Raw genomic sequence first — 17,763 nt, forward strand, 5'->3', positions numbered from 1 at the left:
ATCATCAATATGAAGTAAACTGCTCAACCGTTCGGAAAGGAAGTACGATTCTGATCCTTGCCCCTGCGCCCGGGGCATTATCAAACTCAAGGCATGTGTTCTGCCCGAAAATATGCTTCAGCCGATACTGCACATTAGAAATGCCCAAATGCTCTCCGTTTTGATTATCCGGAAAGCATCCCGATTGCAATTGCTGCAGAACATCATCCGGGAAACCGTTCCCGTTATCTACAATCACAATCTCCAGTTGATCTGTCCCAAGAAGACGGATATGAATGGAAATATGAAAAGGATGGTCCATGAAATCAAATCCGTATTTAATCGCATTTTCGATAAAAGGCTGGATTAACAGCGGCGGTATGGCCGCCTTAGCTGCTGCATCAGCAAGTTGAATATGATAGGTGACCCGCTCAGGGAAGCGTACTTGCTGAATTTTGATGTAGCTCTCCATATGCTCCATTTCTTCTGCGACCGTCACGGCAACTTGGTTGGTTTTGGTCGTAAAGCGGAAGTACTTCACCAGATTCATACACATCAGCTGGATTACGCTGTAATTTTTTATCTCCGCCAAATTATAAACAATGTTGATCGAGTTCAACAGAAAATGAGGGTTTATCTGAAGCTGCAGATGCTTGAGTTCAGCCTTATGTGCTCTGATCTGTTCTTCATATACGCTGATTTTCAGTTCATGAATCTCGGAGGCCATGCTGTTAAACGTTTCATTAATAATACTGAACTCCTTTGCTTTGGAGGAATAGAGACGGGTATCCCAGTCCCCATGCTTAATCCTTCTCATCCCCCGGACAAGATCATTCATAGGTTTTAGAATAATATCGTTCAGATAGACCAAATAAATGATCAAAATGATCAGCGCTACCATTGAAATAATAATAATGCCCCTTCGGAAGTGATATAGATTCTTCAGCATTTGGGATTCCGGGACAAAAGCACTCAGAATCACATCCGTACCCTGGATCTGATTCATAACCACAATATATTTACGGTCATCTTTTTTCACAACCTGGTATACTTCATTGGATTCGGAAGCAAACGAGGTATTCAGGCGCTGTAAACCGATTGCTGTCGTGTTCGTAATCAACTCTCCCCGATCACTGACGAAACTGGCAAAGCCATCTTCCAAATGGATTAGGTCCAGTGGGATCATCAGGTTTTCCATCTCCACGAAGGCTCCCAGATAAAAGTCATCCCCTGTATCGACCAACCGTATTAGAGCATATTTATGATCGCTGTATTCAATAGCCTTCCATTCTCGAAAAAAATCACTGTCTTGCCGAACTTCCTTGACCAGCTTTTCGATGGTAGATTTGATCGATAATAATTCCTCATAGGATTGCGTTTTAATTGGCGTATTGAACAGATCCTGTTTTTGGACGGAGTAGATGAATTGAAGATCAACACTGTTGTCGAACCGGTGATACCGTGTCAAGGTGTTGAGGATTCTGGCTTTGGCCAAATAGTATTCGTCAGGATCATTTTGCAGCTGCGAAAGGGCAGCAATGTTCGGGTCTTCTACCGCGATATTGTACAAAAAGTTCGTTTCTTTGTTTAGTGCCGCCTCAATCTGGTGCGAATAGAGGATCATCGAGTTTTTATTCGAATCGGCTACCTGCTCCCTAATCGTGTTCGAAGCATAGTGGTTATTATAGAGCAGCAGAACGACCAGAGGCACGGCAATGGTAAAAAAACCAATGATCAGCTTAAAACGAAGCGAGTGTTTAATATTCAACATATTCATCAGCTACCCCGGCTCTATAAAGAGAATATATACAATGAACGTTAAGCATTTCATAAGTTCATCTACTCTCTGAGTATAGTTACATACAAGAAAAAAGGGAATCCCTTACATAGGACTCACAACGATAGTCCCGGTTCAGAATCCCCTCATATTTCTTACGTTTCTATTTCGTTTGAGCCCACTCGGCCAACTGCTTATCTACTTCAGCTTTGACTTTATCAAATCCGGCTGCCTTACGCTTCTCTATCCATTTTGCGAGAATCTTCTCCGGGTCTACGGCACCTGATCTTAAGCTGGCTCCAAATTCTTTTTCCACATTCGCGATGGATGCCATTTCCGACTTGACAGGTTCCTGATTGAAGGCAAATCCAAGAGCAATGGAACGCTCAGCTCTGTCATTGAACTTCTGAAACTCTTCCCATTTATTAGGATCCTCATTTGCCCAGAGATAGGAATTAAACTGGTTACCGAACATCCAGCCTCCCGGATTCGGGTAAGTTTGGGTATCTGCATTCACGCCTTCCGGAAAATCGATCATGTTTTCGGATTTTTTCACATAGTGCTTGCCTTCGATTCCCCAATCCAGCATATTTAGCAGCTTGGGATCACTGTATAGCATGTTAAGGAACATCATTGCTCTGGCAGGATCCTTGGATGTCCGGGAAATACCAAGCATAGCGCCCTGCGCGTCACCGGTTGTCGTGAACGGTTCAGCCGTCTCTACCTGAATCACATCGACGCCTGAGCTTAAACTCATTTCCTTGTCTTTTCCAGGCTTCAGAGATTGGGCTACGGCAAAGGCTTTGCCTGCTTTAATCATATTCATGCCTTGGTCTGCGTCTGAGGTCAGAACATCCTTGTCAAACCAGCCGTTCTGATTCCACTGATGCATGCGTTTGTAGAATTCGATGAATTTTGGATCTTCGAGCGTATCCACGGCTTTTAACTCTTTGCTATCCCGCGGAATTGCCAGATTGGCCACGATGCCGTCATAGTTTGACGCTTCCCATATGTTCGTAAATTTGCTCGAAACGATTGGGGTGATACCCGGCTCGTTTTCTTTAATTGTTTTGAACATAGCTTCCATATCTTCTAACGACTTCACGCCGCTCGTATCAAACTTGTATTTATCAACTAACTTCTTATCCAGGAGAAAACCAAAGCCCTGGCCGAATTCCTTTTTGGTTGGAAGAGCGTAGAGCTTGCCGCCGATTCTCGATCCCTTAATAAAATCGTCGCCGAGAACGCCGGGGATATCCTTGCCATATTGGGCCATTAAATCATCAAGCTCGAGATATTGACCTTTGGCGGCATCCTTCGGATAGGAGAACCAGCTCGCCGTGAACATCAGATCAAAGGGTTCGTTGGAAATTTTCATCAAGTTGGTTTTATCATCCCAGGAAGCCCACTCAATAGGTTTGAGCTCAATGGTGGCATTGATCTTTTCCGTCAAATATTTGCTCATTTCATCCTGTACAAGCTGCAGGTCTTTAGGAGCGGTTGCCGGGTAAACTAGAGTAATTTTGTAAGGACTGAGCGAGGAATCTGAATCCTTCCCCTTTTCTCCTGTCGCTGAGTTTTTGGAGTCTGCCGTTTTGCCTGAATCCCCTTTGGCGCATCCTGTTAATGCCAACATACCGCAAAGCATGATTAGAAATACCAATTGATGGGCTTTTTTCATATCCCGTTGATCCCCTCTCCATTTTCACCTTTTATAAAAAGCATGCTATCAATCACTCTGACTGCCCCACCTCCTTCCAGTATAACGGGTGGTTATATTCAACCTTTTACTGCCCCGCTTGTAATCCCGCTGATGTAGTATTTCTGAAAGAACGGATAAGCGAACAATAAAGGAGCAATCCCGACGATCGCAAGTGCCATCCGCACGGTTTCCCGCGGCATTTTGGCCAGCAAATCCCCGACCTGGGCTGAACTGTTGGATTTCATCAGCAAATACTGGATATTAGTGAGTGTCTTCGTCATCAGATATTGAATGTTATACAGCTCAGGCTTGTCGATAAACAGCATACAATTATACCAATCATTCCAATAGGCTAATGTGTTAAAAAGTCCAATAGTAGCCATGATGGGCAAAGAAAGCGGAAGGACGATTTTAAAGAAAATCCTCAGTTCCCCTGCACCGTCAATCGTTGCCGATTCAACCACGGATTCCGGAATCGTCGAGGCGAAAAAGCTTCGCATGAGCAGCACGTTAAACGCACTTAACAGCAGATTGGGAATGATCATTGCGAAAATTGTGTTTTTCAAGTCAAACATGTTGACATAGGTAATGTACCAGGGCACCATGCCTCCGCCAAAGAGCATCGTGAAAAAGATGTAAAAGGATAGCGTGCTTCGGAAGGGCAGATCGGGCCTGGATAACGGGTAAGCAAAAAGTGCTGTGATAAGCAGGCTTACAACCGTACCGATAATCGTTGATAAAATGGTCACACCGTATGCTTTTGCAATTTCGGAGAAGTCATTGAATAAAAATTGATAGGCTGCAAAGCTGATATGGCTTGGAAACAGTGAATATCCGTTTTGCAGGATGGAATCCTCACTGGATATCGAAACCATAAACACCAGAATGAAAGGAATTAGAGATGCGATCGTAAACGCCCAGAAAAACAAGTGTATCAAGGATGGGCCAATCCATTTCTTCAAGTTCAATTCTCTCACGATTTCTCCCTCCTCCCTGTTTAGAATAATGCGTCCCGTTTGTTGATTTTTCTAACAGCCGTATTGGCTACCAATATGAGTACGAAGCAGACCACGGATTGATAGAATCCTGCAGCTGTCGACATCCCAATATCGCCCGATTGGATCATGGCACGGTAGACAAAGGTGTCAATCGTGTTCGTTGTGGGTATAAGTGCGCCAGTATTCATTGGCACCTGATAGAACAATCCGAAATCCGAGCGGAGTATACCACTGACGGCAAGCAGCGTCATCGTGGTGATGACAGGCAGAATTAAAGGAATCGTAATTCGGGTCATCTGTTTCCATTTACTCGCACCATCGATGGTTGCCGCTTCATAATACTCCTTGTCTATTCCGATAATTGAAGCAAAATAAATAATAGATAAATAGCCTACGTTTTTCCATGCGTTCACAATGACCAGTATGTATGGCCAATACTTGGATTCTGCATACCATGAAACCGCTTCTGAACCAAACCATTTGATTAATAGCCTGTTCACAAGCCCGCTGTCGACATTCAGAAAGCTGTATACCAGATAAGCGACGACAACCATGGAGATGATATGCGGAAGTAAGAAGGTACTCTGGTAAAATCGACTGATCACTTTATCCTTGATCTCATTGATCAGCAGCGCTACAAGAACGGACAGAACCAAATTCAGCACAATAAAGACCACATTGTACAGGAAGGTGTTCCGGGTAATGATATACGCATCCTGTGAGTTGAACAGGAATTTGAAGTTATCAAGTCCGGCCCAGGCGCTTCCCCATATACCATCGACATAATTATAGTTTTTAAATGCAAGAATCACGCCGTACATCGGGATATAGTTGTTGATGAACAAATATACGATTCCTGGTAGCGTCATAAGCAGCAGCCATTTATACTTTTTCAGACTTTTCCTTAAATGCGACTTCTCCCTCATGTTCCAGCCCCTTCATATCAAGTCGTGTAAACCTTTACATTTCAATTCTATAATGCAGCGAATCCTGTCGACCACTATCATCATGACTTTCTGATACCACGATGATGACTTCTTCCTAATCCATTTCCAAAGGTTATTGACACCTTCGACCAGACTCTTTATGCTAGGGGGCATAATAAACGCTTTCATAGTTTCTTTGAAGCAAGAAGAGGCAAATCATTATATTCCGCATGTACTTAAAGGAGGTTTATTTTAGATGATGAGCATGTCAAAGCCAATTCAACGGGTCTTCATCCTTGGGATGGATGGCGCAGGGAATTTCATTCAAAACACGGAGACACCGAATATCGATGCATTTTTGCAAAAGGGGGCTGTTACCTACAACGCACAAGCACAATCGCCTACCATTAGTGCCGAGTGCTGGGGTTCTATCCTTCATGGCGTCATTCCGGAAAAACATCAATTAAATAATGATATCGCAGCTACGCAAGTCTATCCTTCTGATTCTCCGTATCCGTCCGTATTCCGGTTGGCCCGGGAAGCTTGGCCTGAAGCGAAGCTCGCTGCGTTCTCAAGCTGGACACCGATTAACAGCGGTATTATTGAAGAGGACCTTGGCATACATAAGGAATCTTTGCCTGATGCTGAACTGGTGGGCGCGATTCAGTCCTATCTTGAGCAAAATAACGACGTAAAGCTGCTGTATATGCAGCTCGATGAGCCGGATGGTGCCGGACATAAATACGGCTATGGTCCGGATTCACCGGAGTATCTGAAGGCTATATCTAAAAATGACGAATTATTCGGACTCGTGCTGGAATCTATTGAAAAACGGGGATTGCTTGAGGATAGCCTTGTGATTCTGCTTACCGATCATGGCGGTGGCGGGGATCATAAGTACAGCCACGGAAGTGATCACCCAATGGATAAGAACGTGTTCTGGGGATGTGTTGGACCTGGTATTGAAGCCGGGGCGGCTCTTCCTGAGCTGTTCATCGTGGATACGGCTGCAGTTGCAGCCTATGCGCTGGGTCTTAAGCAGCCGGATAGCTGGGACGCCAAAGTGCCCGTTTCACTGTTTAGTAAATTAGGAGTGTAACTAAGCTATGAGGAAATCGCTGCATTTTAGGGATAATGAGAAGTTTAAAATTGTCCAGTTTACGGACACTGAATTTTGCGAGCCAAATGAAGAAGAGACTCATATGAAGGCTCTGATGAGGAGAATTCTGGAGACGGAAAACCCGGATCTGGTCGTCTACACTGGAGATGTTATAGCGAGTAATAAGAGCCCGAATCCCATCCAGGCTTTTAAAAACGCGGTCTCGGTGCCGGAGGAGATGCAAATTCCTTGGACCGCCGTATTCGGGAATCATGATTCCGAGGCTGCGGATATGACGCGTGAGCAGCTGCATAATCTCCAATTATCCCACAAGTACTGTTATGCGCAGCCCGATCCGCCGAATGTGCATGGTGCCGGTAATTACATGCTTGAAATATTGGATAAACAGCATCAGCCTGCAGCTGCGCTTTATTTTCTGGATTCAGGAAGTTATTCACCGCTCGAGCATCTGCGGGTCGGCTTTTATGACTGGATTCGCCGGAGTCAAATCCATTGGTATACGGAAACGTCCTATCGCTTAACTGCAAGGAATGGCGGATCTCCGCTGCCTTCCCTTGGTTTTTTCCATATTCCGCTTCCGGAATACAATGATATATGGGATTTCTCAGTTTGCTACGGCCAGAAGCTGGATAAATGCTGCGCACCATGGATTAACACCGGATTCTTCGCGGCCATGCTGGAAATGGGCGATATCATGGGAACCTTCGTAGGACATGATCACGGGAATGACTTCTGGGGTACTCTGCATGGTATTCGTCTTTGCTACGGCCGTACGACCCGCAATGCCTATTTGAATCAACCGTTCCAAACCGGCGCGCGAGTCATTCAATTAACGGAAGGACAGCGCAGCTTTGACACATGGCTTCATCTTGAAGATGGTTCGATTATTCAAGATCAGCCGGAGCACAAACCGGAGGGACGGCATGTACAAAATTGATGGAGTCCTCCCATTCTTCTCATGTAAAGGAGTCTAAATGGAGTTCCATCACCAAGCCCTGGACGGCGCCTTCATCATCGATTTTTCCATTCAACTGAAACCCCATCGATTCATATAATGTTCGGGCATGCGTGTTTTCGGGATGGATGCTTAAGTAAATTTTCTTACAGTCATATTGCTGTTCGATATAACGAATAACCAATAGCAGAAAACGTTTGGCATACCCTTTTCCTTGAAAATGGTGGTCAATCATGAAACGGTCAAGCCAAGCGCTTTGATCCTGGATGTCCGGCCAGCCATACATGGCAAATCCAATGAGTGTATCATTTTCGTACATTCCGACGGATACGGCATTCTTTTCGTATAAGCATTCTGCCATTGAAAACGCATTGCTCTCTATAAAATGCTGCTGCTGCTCCGATACCGTTAATGCCGCGGCAGCACGCCAGTTTTCTTGTGTGATCTCACGAATGTGTAAGCTCATATTCTCTCTCATTTCTGTATTATGTTTGATTCAAATAGCCATGGAACCTTTGCCGCCGGCATGGTCCATGGCTATTATTCATTCACTCACAGATGCCAGTTTTCATTGGGCATATAGCGACGACATTACAATAGATATAATCATTCTCCTGTTGTTTCCATTGTATTTGATCGTACCCCATGTTTCTATACCTCATCGACCATCTCTCGCCCGCAGATGTTATTGGAATTACAGTGATAATGGTATTATGCTCCATACGTTCCACCTTTACCAAGCCATTATCAATCAGCTTCTTCAGCAGAAAGGCAACCAATTACAGTCATTTGCTACCACGCAAAACAAGCCCGGAATCCGGGCTTGTCATTTTAGTATATGAAGTGATTAAGTGGCTACATTCTCTGAAGAATCGACTGGTTTAACATCCGTGTTAAAGGTCCGGATCCATTTGAACCGGTTTACTTTGACAAGAGCGACGAAGCATTTGAGAATCTGGTCGCATTTCAAACATATGAATGTGATTAATGGCGACAGGTCAAACACAAACGCGCAGATAAATGAAGCGGGCAAAACCACCAGCCACATGAAAATAAAATCATTGTAAAGCACGAACTTCGTATCTCCCCCGCTGCGTACAATCCCGGTCAATGCTGGCATTTGATATGCGGTTCCGACCACCGTAATCGACAGCACCGTCATGAATTGAACCGCAAGTGCCTTTGCATCATCAGAGATCGTGTACAGCCCGGTCACATAATCCTTGGTTATAAAGAGCACTAGTCCTGTCATAACTCCAATACAGAGATAGAGCATCTGCATCGTTTTACTGTAGGTTATGATCTTCGAAACATGCCCTTCCCCAATGGTCTTCCCGATCACAACGGCCGTTGCACTGGCAGAGGCGTAGGTTATGACCGTAACCAGCTGAAAGATTGTTGTGGCTACACTATTCGCTGCAATCGCCGATTCACCCATATGTCCCAAAATAGCAGACTGTGCACCCATGGCACATGCCCAAAGTGCGTTGGCCATCAGAATAGGCGAACCAATCTGCAGATATTGTCTGAACAGCTCCTTGTCAATTTGAAAGAAATCCTTCAGTTTCAGCATAAGCCTGCGGTCAAAACGTTTAATAAAGATGATGACTATAACGGTTTCGATGATTCTGGCTGTAAGTGTTGCAGTCGCCGAGCCGCTGACCCCCATCCGTGGTAATCCGAAATGTCCGTAGATCAGCATATAGTTCAAACAAATGTTGATGACTAGCGTGGATAAGGATACGAGAAAACCAATCCGCACAACCTCGACGCTCCGCAGCGAGGCGAGCAGCACATTTGTAACGGCGAAAAAAACATATGAAAAACAAATAATTCTTAAATACTGTGCACCTTCCGCAATGACCCTCTGCTCATTCGTGAACAGTGACATACAGCCCTCCGGAAAGATAAACACGATAATCCACATCACGACGCTGACCAGAAGCGCGATTCTCATGCCAATGCTGGCAGCCTTCTTCACAGAGTCCATGTTTTTAGCGCCCCAGCTTCTCGAGGACAAGATGACTAATCCTTCCGCAGCCCCCATCACGAGCATGTGCAAAATAAACTGAATCTGATTTGCCAGCGCAACACCTGATAGAGCCGACTCACTGTAGCCGCCCAGCATCAGATTGTCTGACAAGTTGACGCCCAAGGTGATGATGTTTTGCAGGGCGATTAGCAGGGTCAGCCTGAAAAAATTCTTGTAAAATGAGGTCTCCCTAACCCATAAGCTCATAGCATTCCTTCTTCTCTCTTTAGTTTGACTCATGCCGTTTGCTTGCTTCCTACCCTATATGTATATTCGTTGTTAGCTTTTAAAAGCATACCATATTGACGGCGTACCGGTGACTGCAAAATTGCGGTCAAGATCACAAAAAATTTCGGAGGAAAGCACATAAAAGAATAGATAATAGAAACACAAAAAGAACCTGATATGGATGAGCTCCACGATCGGTTCTTTATGTTTTCATAGCTGACATGCTTTCGAGGACTCGGCAGGGAACCGAAACGCAGCAGCATAACACAACTCCGGTTGCTACCAACTTGAGTGTGTTGTACATTTGAGTTTAAGCCCATCAATGTGCATATTCATCGGCGCAAACTAGCCATCCACACTGGAGGTATGAAATGAAAATTCACAACGCGATTCGATGGAGAGATAACTTATATTTGTTTAATTATCGAAACATACTTACAGAGCCTGTGGAGTATTTTCACGCCCATGAAGGATTGGAGATTTTATATATCCATGAAGGAACGGGACATTACATCATCAACAATCAAATGTATCCTTTGCAGCCACGCACCTTGATTCTTGTAAAACCATTTCAGATTCATCAAATTAAAGTGATCGTCCCGCCCGATTATATTCGCACCTTATTGAAAATCAAAGCCTCCGTCATCGACTCTTTCCTGAGTGTATTACCGCAGCTTACATCTACACTTTCACAGTTTATGGAACATGAAATGTCCTATCAGCTTTTTACCTTGTCCCCCAAGGATGCTGCATATCTTGAGAGTCAATTTTTACATTTGAATGAGACGCTGGCCCTTGTTCCGCCAAAGCTTCGAAAGGAGGTTGTAACCTTATTTTCATTTCATTTTTTCACTTATTTTAATAGCCATATTTATTCGCAGGTTCAAAGTGGTGTATCCAGGCATTCAGTAAATACAGGCTCGTCAGAGCTTATTGCCATGATCGTAAAATGGATAAACAAGCACTATAGCCTGTCTTTTACGATTAACGACTTGGCTGAGGAACTTCATTTCTCACCCAATTACCTGTCGAAGATGTTCAAGGAACAGATGGACATGACAATCATCGAATACACGAATGGGAAACGTCTGGAGGAAGCAAAGACACTTCTTGCCTTACAATCTCTTACGGTTGAGGAAATTAGCAAGGAAACTGGGTTTAATTACCCGTCGTATTTTATTGCCATGTTCAAAAAAAAGTACGGCATGACCCCTCACCGGTATCGAATGTCGATGGAATATTGATATTTTCATACAACAATGTGGTATTTGATGTGAATTATAATTAAAGCGCTTTAATACGGACTTTCATCTTCAATTGAACGGGGTGATGCCTTTTTACATGTACGACGAGGATTAACGCAAACGGTAAAAGGCTGGCTGATTTCGGAGTATCAACAATATGGGGAGGTTTGAAGATGATGAAACAATCGTTCAAACTAAGTATGATATCTCTATTTTGCTTCATTCTTGTATTCGCTTTGTACCCGAGCCGCACAGTAAATGCAGCTACCAAATCGGTTCCGGCGGGTGATGTTGCGGCGCTGCGCAGCTACTTATCCAGCGCGAGTCCCGGTGATATTATTGAGGTATCGGGGAGCTATTCCGTATCGGATGGGACCATTGCGACATCCATTAGCGGATCGGCTGGCAACTACATCACAATCCGCGGTACGGGAAACGGTGCCACATTTCAATTTACAGGGTCTGCAGGCAATGCTGCATTTCATATCAAGAACAATTATTACAAGCTGGAAAATGTGACTATCAACTCCAATTCCCAATCCAACAAGGGACTTTTAATTGAAGCTTCGCATGGTTATGTAACCAATGTTACAGTTAAAACTACGAAGGCAGAAGGCTTCAAAATCCGGAAGAACAGCCAATATTGGCTTGTCTCGAACAGTACGGCGCAGGGTACAGGAACAGGCGGCAAATACGGTGAAGGCTTCTATGTTGGTGATGCCGATCAAAATTGGACAACGAGCCCCAACCCCGACCAAAGCGGATATATCACGTTTTTAAATTGTAATGCCATCAAAACGGTAAACGACGGTTTCGACTTCAAGGAAGGCACGCATCATATTAAAGTCGTAGGCGCTAATATCGATTTTCAGAATACGGTACCCGAATCAACCGTGGGCAACAACGGGATATTCATGCGAGCCAATAACGTTCAAATCATCAATACAACCGTCAAAAATAATGCATCTACGGGTCAAGCATTTAGAACGAACAAAACCACCGCTTCAGACGGCGTATCTTACGGAAGCAACCTAGAGCTCAAAGGAGTAACGGTTTCCAATATTGCAGGTGCCATGATTCATACGAATTATGCCTCAAACAAACTGTATACCGATTATACGATGTCCGGCGTTTCAGGAGGTCTGTACGCTTCAGGCTCCGGCACAGCCACATCTGTTGCACCCTCTACTTTCGTCGAGATGACGTGGAGCGGTGAAGGCGGAGATCCGGTACTGTGACCATGTTTAATATTAAAATAGCCCAAGGCATTCTGCCTTGGGTCTTTTGCGTTACAGAGGAAGCAGCGCCAGATTCATTTCAGATTCAAGTAAAAATAAGGTATTATTATAAATATATTCTATTTTCGTTTCTAATAAACTGAAATCCGCAACACACTATTGTATTAGATAAGGAGCGATACACGAATGAAAGTAAAGCGCATCGTAACCAATATACATACGCATGAGATTGCAGAAGCAAAACGCTTTTATCAGGATATCCTTGGTCTGGAGCTGCTCATGGATCATGGTTGGATCGCCACATACGGGTCAGAGGAGACAATGCAGATCCAGCTCAGCTTTGCCGCTGAGGGAGGCTCGGGTACGCCAACGCCGGATCTATCGATTGAAGTCGATGACGTGGAAGAAGCATATGAGCGCATGCAAAAAGCCGGATTCCATATAGAATATGGTCCGGTGGAAGAGCCTTGGGGCGTCCGCAGATTCTATGTGCGGGATCCTTTTGAAAGATTGGTGAACATCTTGACTCATATGTAACATGCTATGATTAGGCTAAAGATGGCGGTTATTAGATAGCTTCGAATTAAGCTCGTCTTCCAGCTTCGAAATTCTTCGATTCATTTTGTATAATACGGATGTGTAGATAAGAAAATTGATAATATAAAAGGCGATTTCATTGCTCAAAGTGATTTTCCTCCTCTATTCGATTATAAAAAAGCACTCCCCTATCTTCACGGATAACGGGAGTGCTTATTACAACCCTCAAATGGCGGTTTCCTGTATTATGCGATACCTTTCGAAGTTCTGACGCTTGGTAAGAGAGAACCACTCTTCCGCTCTACAAAAACTCGATTTCCAATATTATACATTGATATGTCATTAAATACAATGTCTTGACCCTCATCCGCAGACCCGGAAACAGCAAACGGCGTTTCGGCATCCAGAGATTCATACAATGAGATGCAGTCCCCTTTGCGCACATGGTGAATCTTAAGCGTCCCGGAAGGGTCATATTCCATATCGGATGTCAGCACTTTTTCGGACAACTCGGGGTAAAGTTCATCGAACAGCTCAAATCCATAGATGCGCGTATGCCCGCTGCCATCTACGCTCGTTTGTGCCGGTTCAATGATTTGGAGCCGAATATAGCGAGCCGTCACTCCCTCCGCAAGAATACGGTTGATCACGTCCTCCCGATTATCGACGATTTCATCAATGATCGCGAACTGTTCACCGTCCTGGCTAGCTAGAATTTGCGCATGCATCGTATTCCAGTACTTCGATTCCCTAGCCTCCGGATGGCCGCAGTTTATGATTCTATACTGTTTGATGGTCTTCAGTTCCTTCAGGTCCACCGTCAGATACGGTCGATGCTCGGTAGCGCACCATTTGCCGCTGCTGATGCTGCCGTCGATCGTTTTAGCTGCATTTTCGTTATCATTCACACTGCTTGAAGCTTCTGCTGTCACGCCAAGCGAGGATAAGGCAATATTTTTCCGGTCATAGTTCAGTTGAGGTGCCTCACCTTCCGTTCCGGCGTTTACAGCAATCTTAACGATCAATTCAGCGATCAACGGCTTGATGACATGCGTTCCGACATCTACGGTAAAATCAAACGGAATCTCTTCCTTCAAGCGGTTTACTTTGCAATTTTCCATAGCCGCGAGCTGTTTCTGAGCTTCCTCGTTATGTTTTTCCATATCCATCAGGTTTCCGGTCCGTAATGCGTTCCATGCCTGGATAACGTTTTGTCCAGATTGAGCCATCAGCTTGAAAGCAGCCAGGAACGGCTTCAGTTCCTCCACCAGATTGCGGTTTATGCACTGCTCTTCAATCCGATTTGCTGCCAGCTCCATGCGTTCAAAATGAGCTCGCAAACCGGCTGCAGGAGCTGAAGCATCCTGACCCGCTTCGATCGCCGCAATAAATTCTTTTACATCCTCTTTCAAATACCACGATTCATCAAAAAGGAAATCTCCGCTGACACCGCCATCGTCTTTCAGGTAAGAGCTATTGGATGCGAAAATCTCCAAATCTTCCGCAACCTCGGGCGTGATCGCTTTGAAGGAAGCAGAAAAGCTGGTATTTGTATCAAAAGCGTCGGTGTTCCAATTATGATCGGCAATGCAGAAAAGCGCCTGTTTGGAAGCTTGAGCCTGGTTCATCGGGTTTGAGAAGAAACCATTGACATTATCCAGATCGGAGCTTAGATTCTCGATTTTGCCCATCAAAATTTTGGAATCGCAGTAGTCATTGACCGGGTAGTTCCACCATACAGAGAGATTGCGGTCAGAGCCGATTTGTCGTATGGGAGAATCGTATTGCTCCTTGGAAATGTTGGACATCGTCGCCGCGCCGGTCCACATGATTTCAACGTCCTCATGCAGCGTTTCGACAAATGGTTTGAAATAATCCGTCATGGATGGACCCCATGCTTCGCAATACCTCGTGCCTACGGTAATCAGAGGGCGGATATCCCCTTTTGCCTTCACGAATTCGCTATCGATACGGTTAATGAACGCTGCCTGCTGCCCGCCATTTGGAACGCCGACCAAATCATCGAATAATACGCCGAATTGGCGCACACCAAGTCCATACAACTGCTCCAGTTTATTTAACACGGATACAAAATCTTCTTCAATGGACAGATCAATGGAATCTCCCGGATGAATCGTCCAGACGAAATTCAAATTGTTGGCATGGCCTGCAGCAGCCAGTTCCGCAATATCCTTCGCTTTGTCTTCCGGATACAGATCTCTCCAATGCTTGCGGTGATAAGGATCATCTTTCGGAGCGTAGATATATGTATTCAGCTTCTGCTCGCCGCCAAACGCCATCAGATCCATCCGGTCCGCATGACTCCATGGATAGCCGTAAAAACCTTCGACATAGCCGCGGTACAAAATTTCCGGATAGTCCTCAATCATACAGGACTTCAGGATCCCGTTTGGGGATTGCTTCAGCATCTGGGACAACGTGACTGCTCCATAATGGATACCGTCGCTGTCATAACCGATAATTACAACCTGAGCTCCTGAGGTATTTCCACGGACTTGCAAGTTGTATCCTTCTTTATGATTACAAAGTGAGTCCACATCGGCATCTGAATCGGAAAGGCTGTCGGCTTGTCCGCTCAAAGCTAGAACAATGTTGGACTGTCCCTCCTTGAATTGACTCGAAACGGTGCTGCTAAGCCCAAGATCATTCAGCTCTTTTTGCAGCTTAGGTAGTGTAGCTGCTTTCAGTTCGGACTTGACAACAATGTGGATGGTATCCGAAAGTTTTGACTCTCCGCTTAGTGGAGTTACCTTTTGAGGAACCGGATAAAGTTCATACAGGTTGTGTGGGTCTTGGTTCGTATTTTGCATAGTAATGTGCTCCCCTCTTGTCCATCATATTCATAATATCTATTATATCAATTAAGTCTTTTTGATGGCTACCTATTGAATGTTACAATTTCACCCGGGCATTCTTTGTTTTGGGAGAAGCAGCCCTATAAAAAGAGTGTGCCTCCATATGGAGAGCACACTCTTTCGTATTTTATTCTTTTATTCCCCTTAGAATAACACCGTTTGAGCCAACAGCTAAAAACTGCTTGCCATCCCAAGTGATGGACTTCAAATCTTTTAGAGTTGGAGAATACACCGCCTTCCATTTCGCTACGCGATCAGCCATGTAGATCACTCCGTTTAATCCAACGACTGTTACCGTTCCATCCCCGCTTACCGCAAGATCCTTGAATCCTGCATTTTTGAGAGAAAGTACCGTCTTCCAGCTTGTTCCGTTCGCGGACTCCAGGATGCTGTCGCGATTAATACCTATAAATTGGGAGCCTGTCCAAATGCTCTTTTGGATGGAACCATTCCATGTTTCGAGCTTCTTTCCGTCTAGATTGATATCGGTTTGTTTCCAGTTCACTCCGTCCGTCGATTTATAGTAGGAATATTTACTTTCTTGATACCCGATCCATATTTTCCCGTTCGCAGCGACAGGAACCGGCTGCAGCCCTGGAGTGGATGACCAGTTTTTCCCGTCTGTGCTGGACTTCATTTCTGTTGCTGTGATTATTCGGATCTGACCATTTACGATGGATATGTTGTCTATATGCTCTTTGGCGACCCCATTAAGAGTCTGCAATTGTCCGTTCATGTAAAGAAAGCTTTCCTGAGAAGGGGTGCTGCTTATGCCATAAGGAACAAACATCCCGTTGCCACTAGTTAACGAATAAAACGAAGTTTCGGGAATGATTGCAGAATCCGCTGCAGACCAGCTGCTTCCATCGGTTGATGTCAGGATGCTCCCTACGCCTGCTATCATATATGCATTTTGGGAATAGGCGATTCCGTACAAATCATTATATTTCCCCGCTGCCTCCAGGCTCCACTTCTCGTCAAGCCCTTTGGCGGTGCGAATGACTCCCCCGTCTCCTACACCTATATAATGACTGCCTAACTTCTTCAAACCATTGATATTCCCTTCCAGCCCGATAGTATGTACGGAGAAAAAGGCTGGTGTACTCCCCCTTTCCTGCGTTTTTTCTTTCCATGTGATCCCGTCATAGGATTGCATTATATATCCACTACGACCGCCGACGATGAATTGCTCGCCATCCCAAGATATACTGTTTAATGCTACGTTACTGATTCGCTTACCTGCTTTATAATTGATCCCATCCGTGGAAGTATATACTACACCTCCTATGGCCTGGCCCGACCCCGAGCTTCCATCCCAACCAACCGCGACGATTAGCTTGCCGTTCGTTGCAAACTCATCGATGCTCCCGTAAAATTTCTTATCGCTATGATATGTCCATGACTTTAAGTTTTGAGATACGAATACGCCTTTATCAACCTTTACAATCCATTTATTCTGAAACTTCACAAGTTTATAAGGATCCCAGGTGGCAATATGTTCTTTGGTAATCAGCGGTACTAGATCCCAAGACACTCCTTGCTTAGAGGTTGCTACTGCAGGAAATGCGGAGTTGTACGTATCAAATTTAAAGGTGACTTCCCCGGACGCGACGTACTGTTCGCCATCCCAGATCACATCATGCCAGTCTGTATTTATAGGGTTTAATTTGGTCTTACCCTCAGGCTTGTTCTTATAATAATCATTAAATTGATACAATAGCCAGTTACCTTGAATTTTACCCGACTCCCAATTCACTCCGTCCTTGGTTCTTGCAAGTACACCATGATCTCCAGCAATGATCGCTGTTGTTCCATTATCTGCTGCCGCCTTCAAATTTGCTTTTTGCGGGAAGGATTGGATTCTCCACTCACCTTCGGAAACACGGCGCTGTATCGTCGAATCGTTACCAATAGCAAAAATCACCCCATTAGATAGCCCGACAACATCATTCAATGGCGTGCTTTCTTTTCCGGATTGCTCCGTCCATTTCCATCCGGCTGCAGCAGCCGCAGGCTCCGAACCATAGATCAATCCGGTTAGTAAAATGGACAACATGACGATCATCGTTGTTTTATGTATTTTATTTCTTGGCCAAACTTTCACTTCATCCAGCTCCTTCTTCTAGTTATAAAGCAAGTAATTATATCTTG

The 17,763-nt window shown here is 44.8% G+C and carries 13 protein-coding genes; 5 read left to right on the plus strand and 8 right to left on the minus strand.

The window, feature by feature from the left end:
* Window positions 1-4: 4 nt before the first annotated feature.
* The 4 genes from KJS65_RS09600 to KJS65_RS09615 form a co-directional block, all read right to left on the minus strand.
* On the minus strand, window positions 5-1,750 hold the full coding sequence (locus KJS65_RS09600; protein WP_213649623.1) for a sensor histidine kinase: 1,746 nt from the start codon (window positions 1,748-1,750) through the stop codon (window positions 5-7).
* A 169-nt stretch (window positions 1,751-1,919) separates the two neighbouring features.
* Window positions 1,920-3,437 (minus strand): ABC transporter substrate-binding protein, encoded by a 1,518-nt coding sequence (locus tag KJS65_RS09605; protein WP_213649624.1) that lies wholly within the window; start codon window positions 3,435-3,437, stop codon window positions 1,920-1,922.
* Between the two features lie 98 nt (window positions 3,438-3,535).
* On the minus strand, window positions 3,536-4,438 hold the full coding sequence (locus KJS65_RS09610; RefSeq protein ID WP_374706175.1) for a carbohydrate ABC transporter permease: 903 nt from the start codon (window positions 4,436-4,438) through the stop codon (window positions 3,536-3,538).
* 17 nt (window positions 4,439-4,455) lie between these two features.
* Window positions 4,456-5,382 carry an ABC transporter permease gene (locus tag KJS65_RS09615; RefSeq protein ID WP_213649626.1) on the minus strand — a complete coding sequence of 309 codons (927 nt, stop codon included), beginning with the start codon at window positions 5,380-5,382 and terminating at the stop codon, window positions 4,456-4,458.
* Between the two features lie 256 nt (window positions 5,383-5,638).
* On the opposite strand from KJS65_RS09615, the gene KJS65_RS09620 reads away from it, so the two are divergent.
* Window positions 5,639-6,481: an alkaline phosphatase family protein gene (locus KJS65_RS09620; protein ID WP_244864456.1), complete on the plus strand. Its 843-nt coding sequence runs from the start codon at window positions 5,639-5,641 to the stop codon at window positions 6,479-6,481.
* Between the two features lie 7 nt (window positions 6,482-6,488).
* Window positions 6,489-7,439, plus strand: coding sequence for a metallophosphoesterase family protein (locus KJS65_RS09625; RefSeq protein ID WP_213649627.1), 951 nt, complete (start codon window positions 6,489-6,491; stop codon window positions 7,437-7,439).
* A gap of 19 nt (window positions 7,440-7,458) precedes the next feature.
* Here KJS65_RS09625 and KJS65_RS09630 read toward each other — a convergent pair whose 3' ends face one another.
* Together KJS65_RS09630 and KJS65_RS09635 are read right to left on the minus strand one after the other, a co-directional pair.
* Window positions 7,459-7,923, minus strand: a complete 465-nt coding sequence (locus KJS65_RS09630; RefSeq protein ID WP_213649628.1) for a GNAT family N-acetyltransferase — start codon at window positions 7,921-7,923, stop codon at window positions 7,459-7,461.
* A 381-nt stretch (window positions 7,924-8,304) separates the two neighbouring features.
* Window positions 8,305-9,696 (minus strand): MATE family efflux transporter, encoded by a 1,392-nt coding sequence (locus tag KJS65_RS09635; protein WP_213649629.1) that lies wholly within the window; start codon window positions 9,694-9,696, stop codon window positions 8,305-8,307.
* A gap of 392 nt (window positions 9,697-10,088) precedes the next feature.
* Between KJS65_RS09635 and KJS65_RS09640 the strand changes: the two genes are divergently transcribed.
* From KJS65_RS09640 to KJS65_RS09650, 3 genes are all read left to right on the plus strand, one after another.
* Window positions 10,089-10,961 (plus strand): helix-turn-helix domain-containing protein, encoded by an 873-nt coding sequence (locus KJS65_RS09640; RefSeq protein ID WP_213649630.1) that lies wholly within the window; start codon window positions 10,089-10,091, stop codon window positions 10,959-10,961.
* A 173-nt stretch (window positions 10,962-11,134) separates the two neighbouring features.
* Window positions 11,135-12,199: a right-handed parallel beta-helix repeat-containing protein gene (locus tag KJS65_RS09645; RefSeq protein ID WP_213649631.1), complete on the plus strand. Its 1,065-nt coding sequence runs from the start codon at window positions 11,135-11,137 to the stop codon at window positions 12,197-12,199.
* Window positions 12,200-12,385: 186 nt separating this feature from the next.
* Window positions 12,386-12,736, plus strand: coding sequence for a VOC family protein (locus tag KJS65_RS09650; RefSeq protein ID WP_213649632.1), 351 nt, complete (start codon window positions 12,386-12,388; stop codon window positions 12,734-12,736).
* Window positions 12,737-12,981: 245 nt separating this feature from the next.
* Here KJS65_RS09650 and KJS65_RS09655 read toward each other — a convergent pair whose 3' ends face one another.
* Together KJS65_RS09655 and KJS65_RS09660 are read right to left on the minus strand one after the other, a co-directional pair.
* Window positions 12,982-15,567, minus strand: coding sequence for a glycoside hydrolase family 84 protein (locus KJS65_RS09655; RefSeq protein ID WP_213649633.1), 2,586 nt, complete (start codon window positions 15,565-15,567; stop codon window positions 12,982-12,984).
* A 172-nt stretch (window positions 15,568-15,739) separates the two neighbouring features.
* The gene (locus KJS65_RS09660; protein WP_213649634.1) at window positions 15,740-17,716 is read right to left on the minus strand and encodes a beta propeller repeat protein; all 1,977 of its coding nucleotides are present in this window, start codon (window positions 17,714-17,716) and stop codon (window positions 15,740-15,742) included.
* Between the last annotated feature and the right edge of the window lie 47 nt (window positions 17,717-17,763).

Source organism: Paenibacillus sp. J23TS9 (genome assembly GCF_018403225.1).
In the GTDB taxonomy this organism is placed as follows: Bacteria; Bacillota; Bacilli; order Paenibacillales; family Paenibacillaceae; genus Paenibacillus_AQ.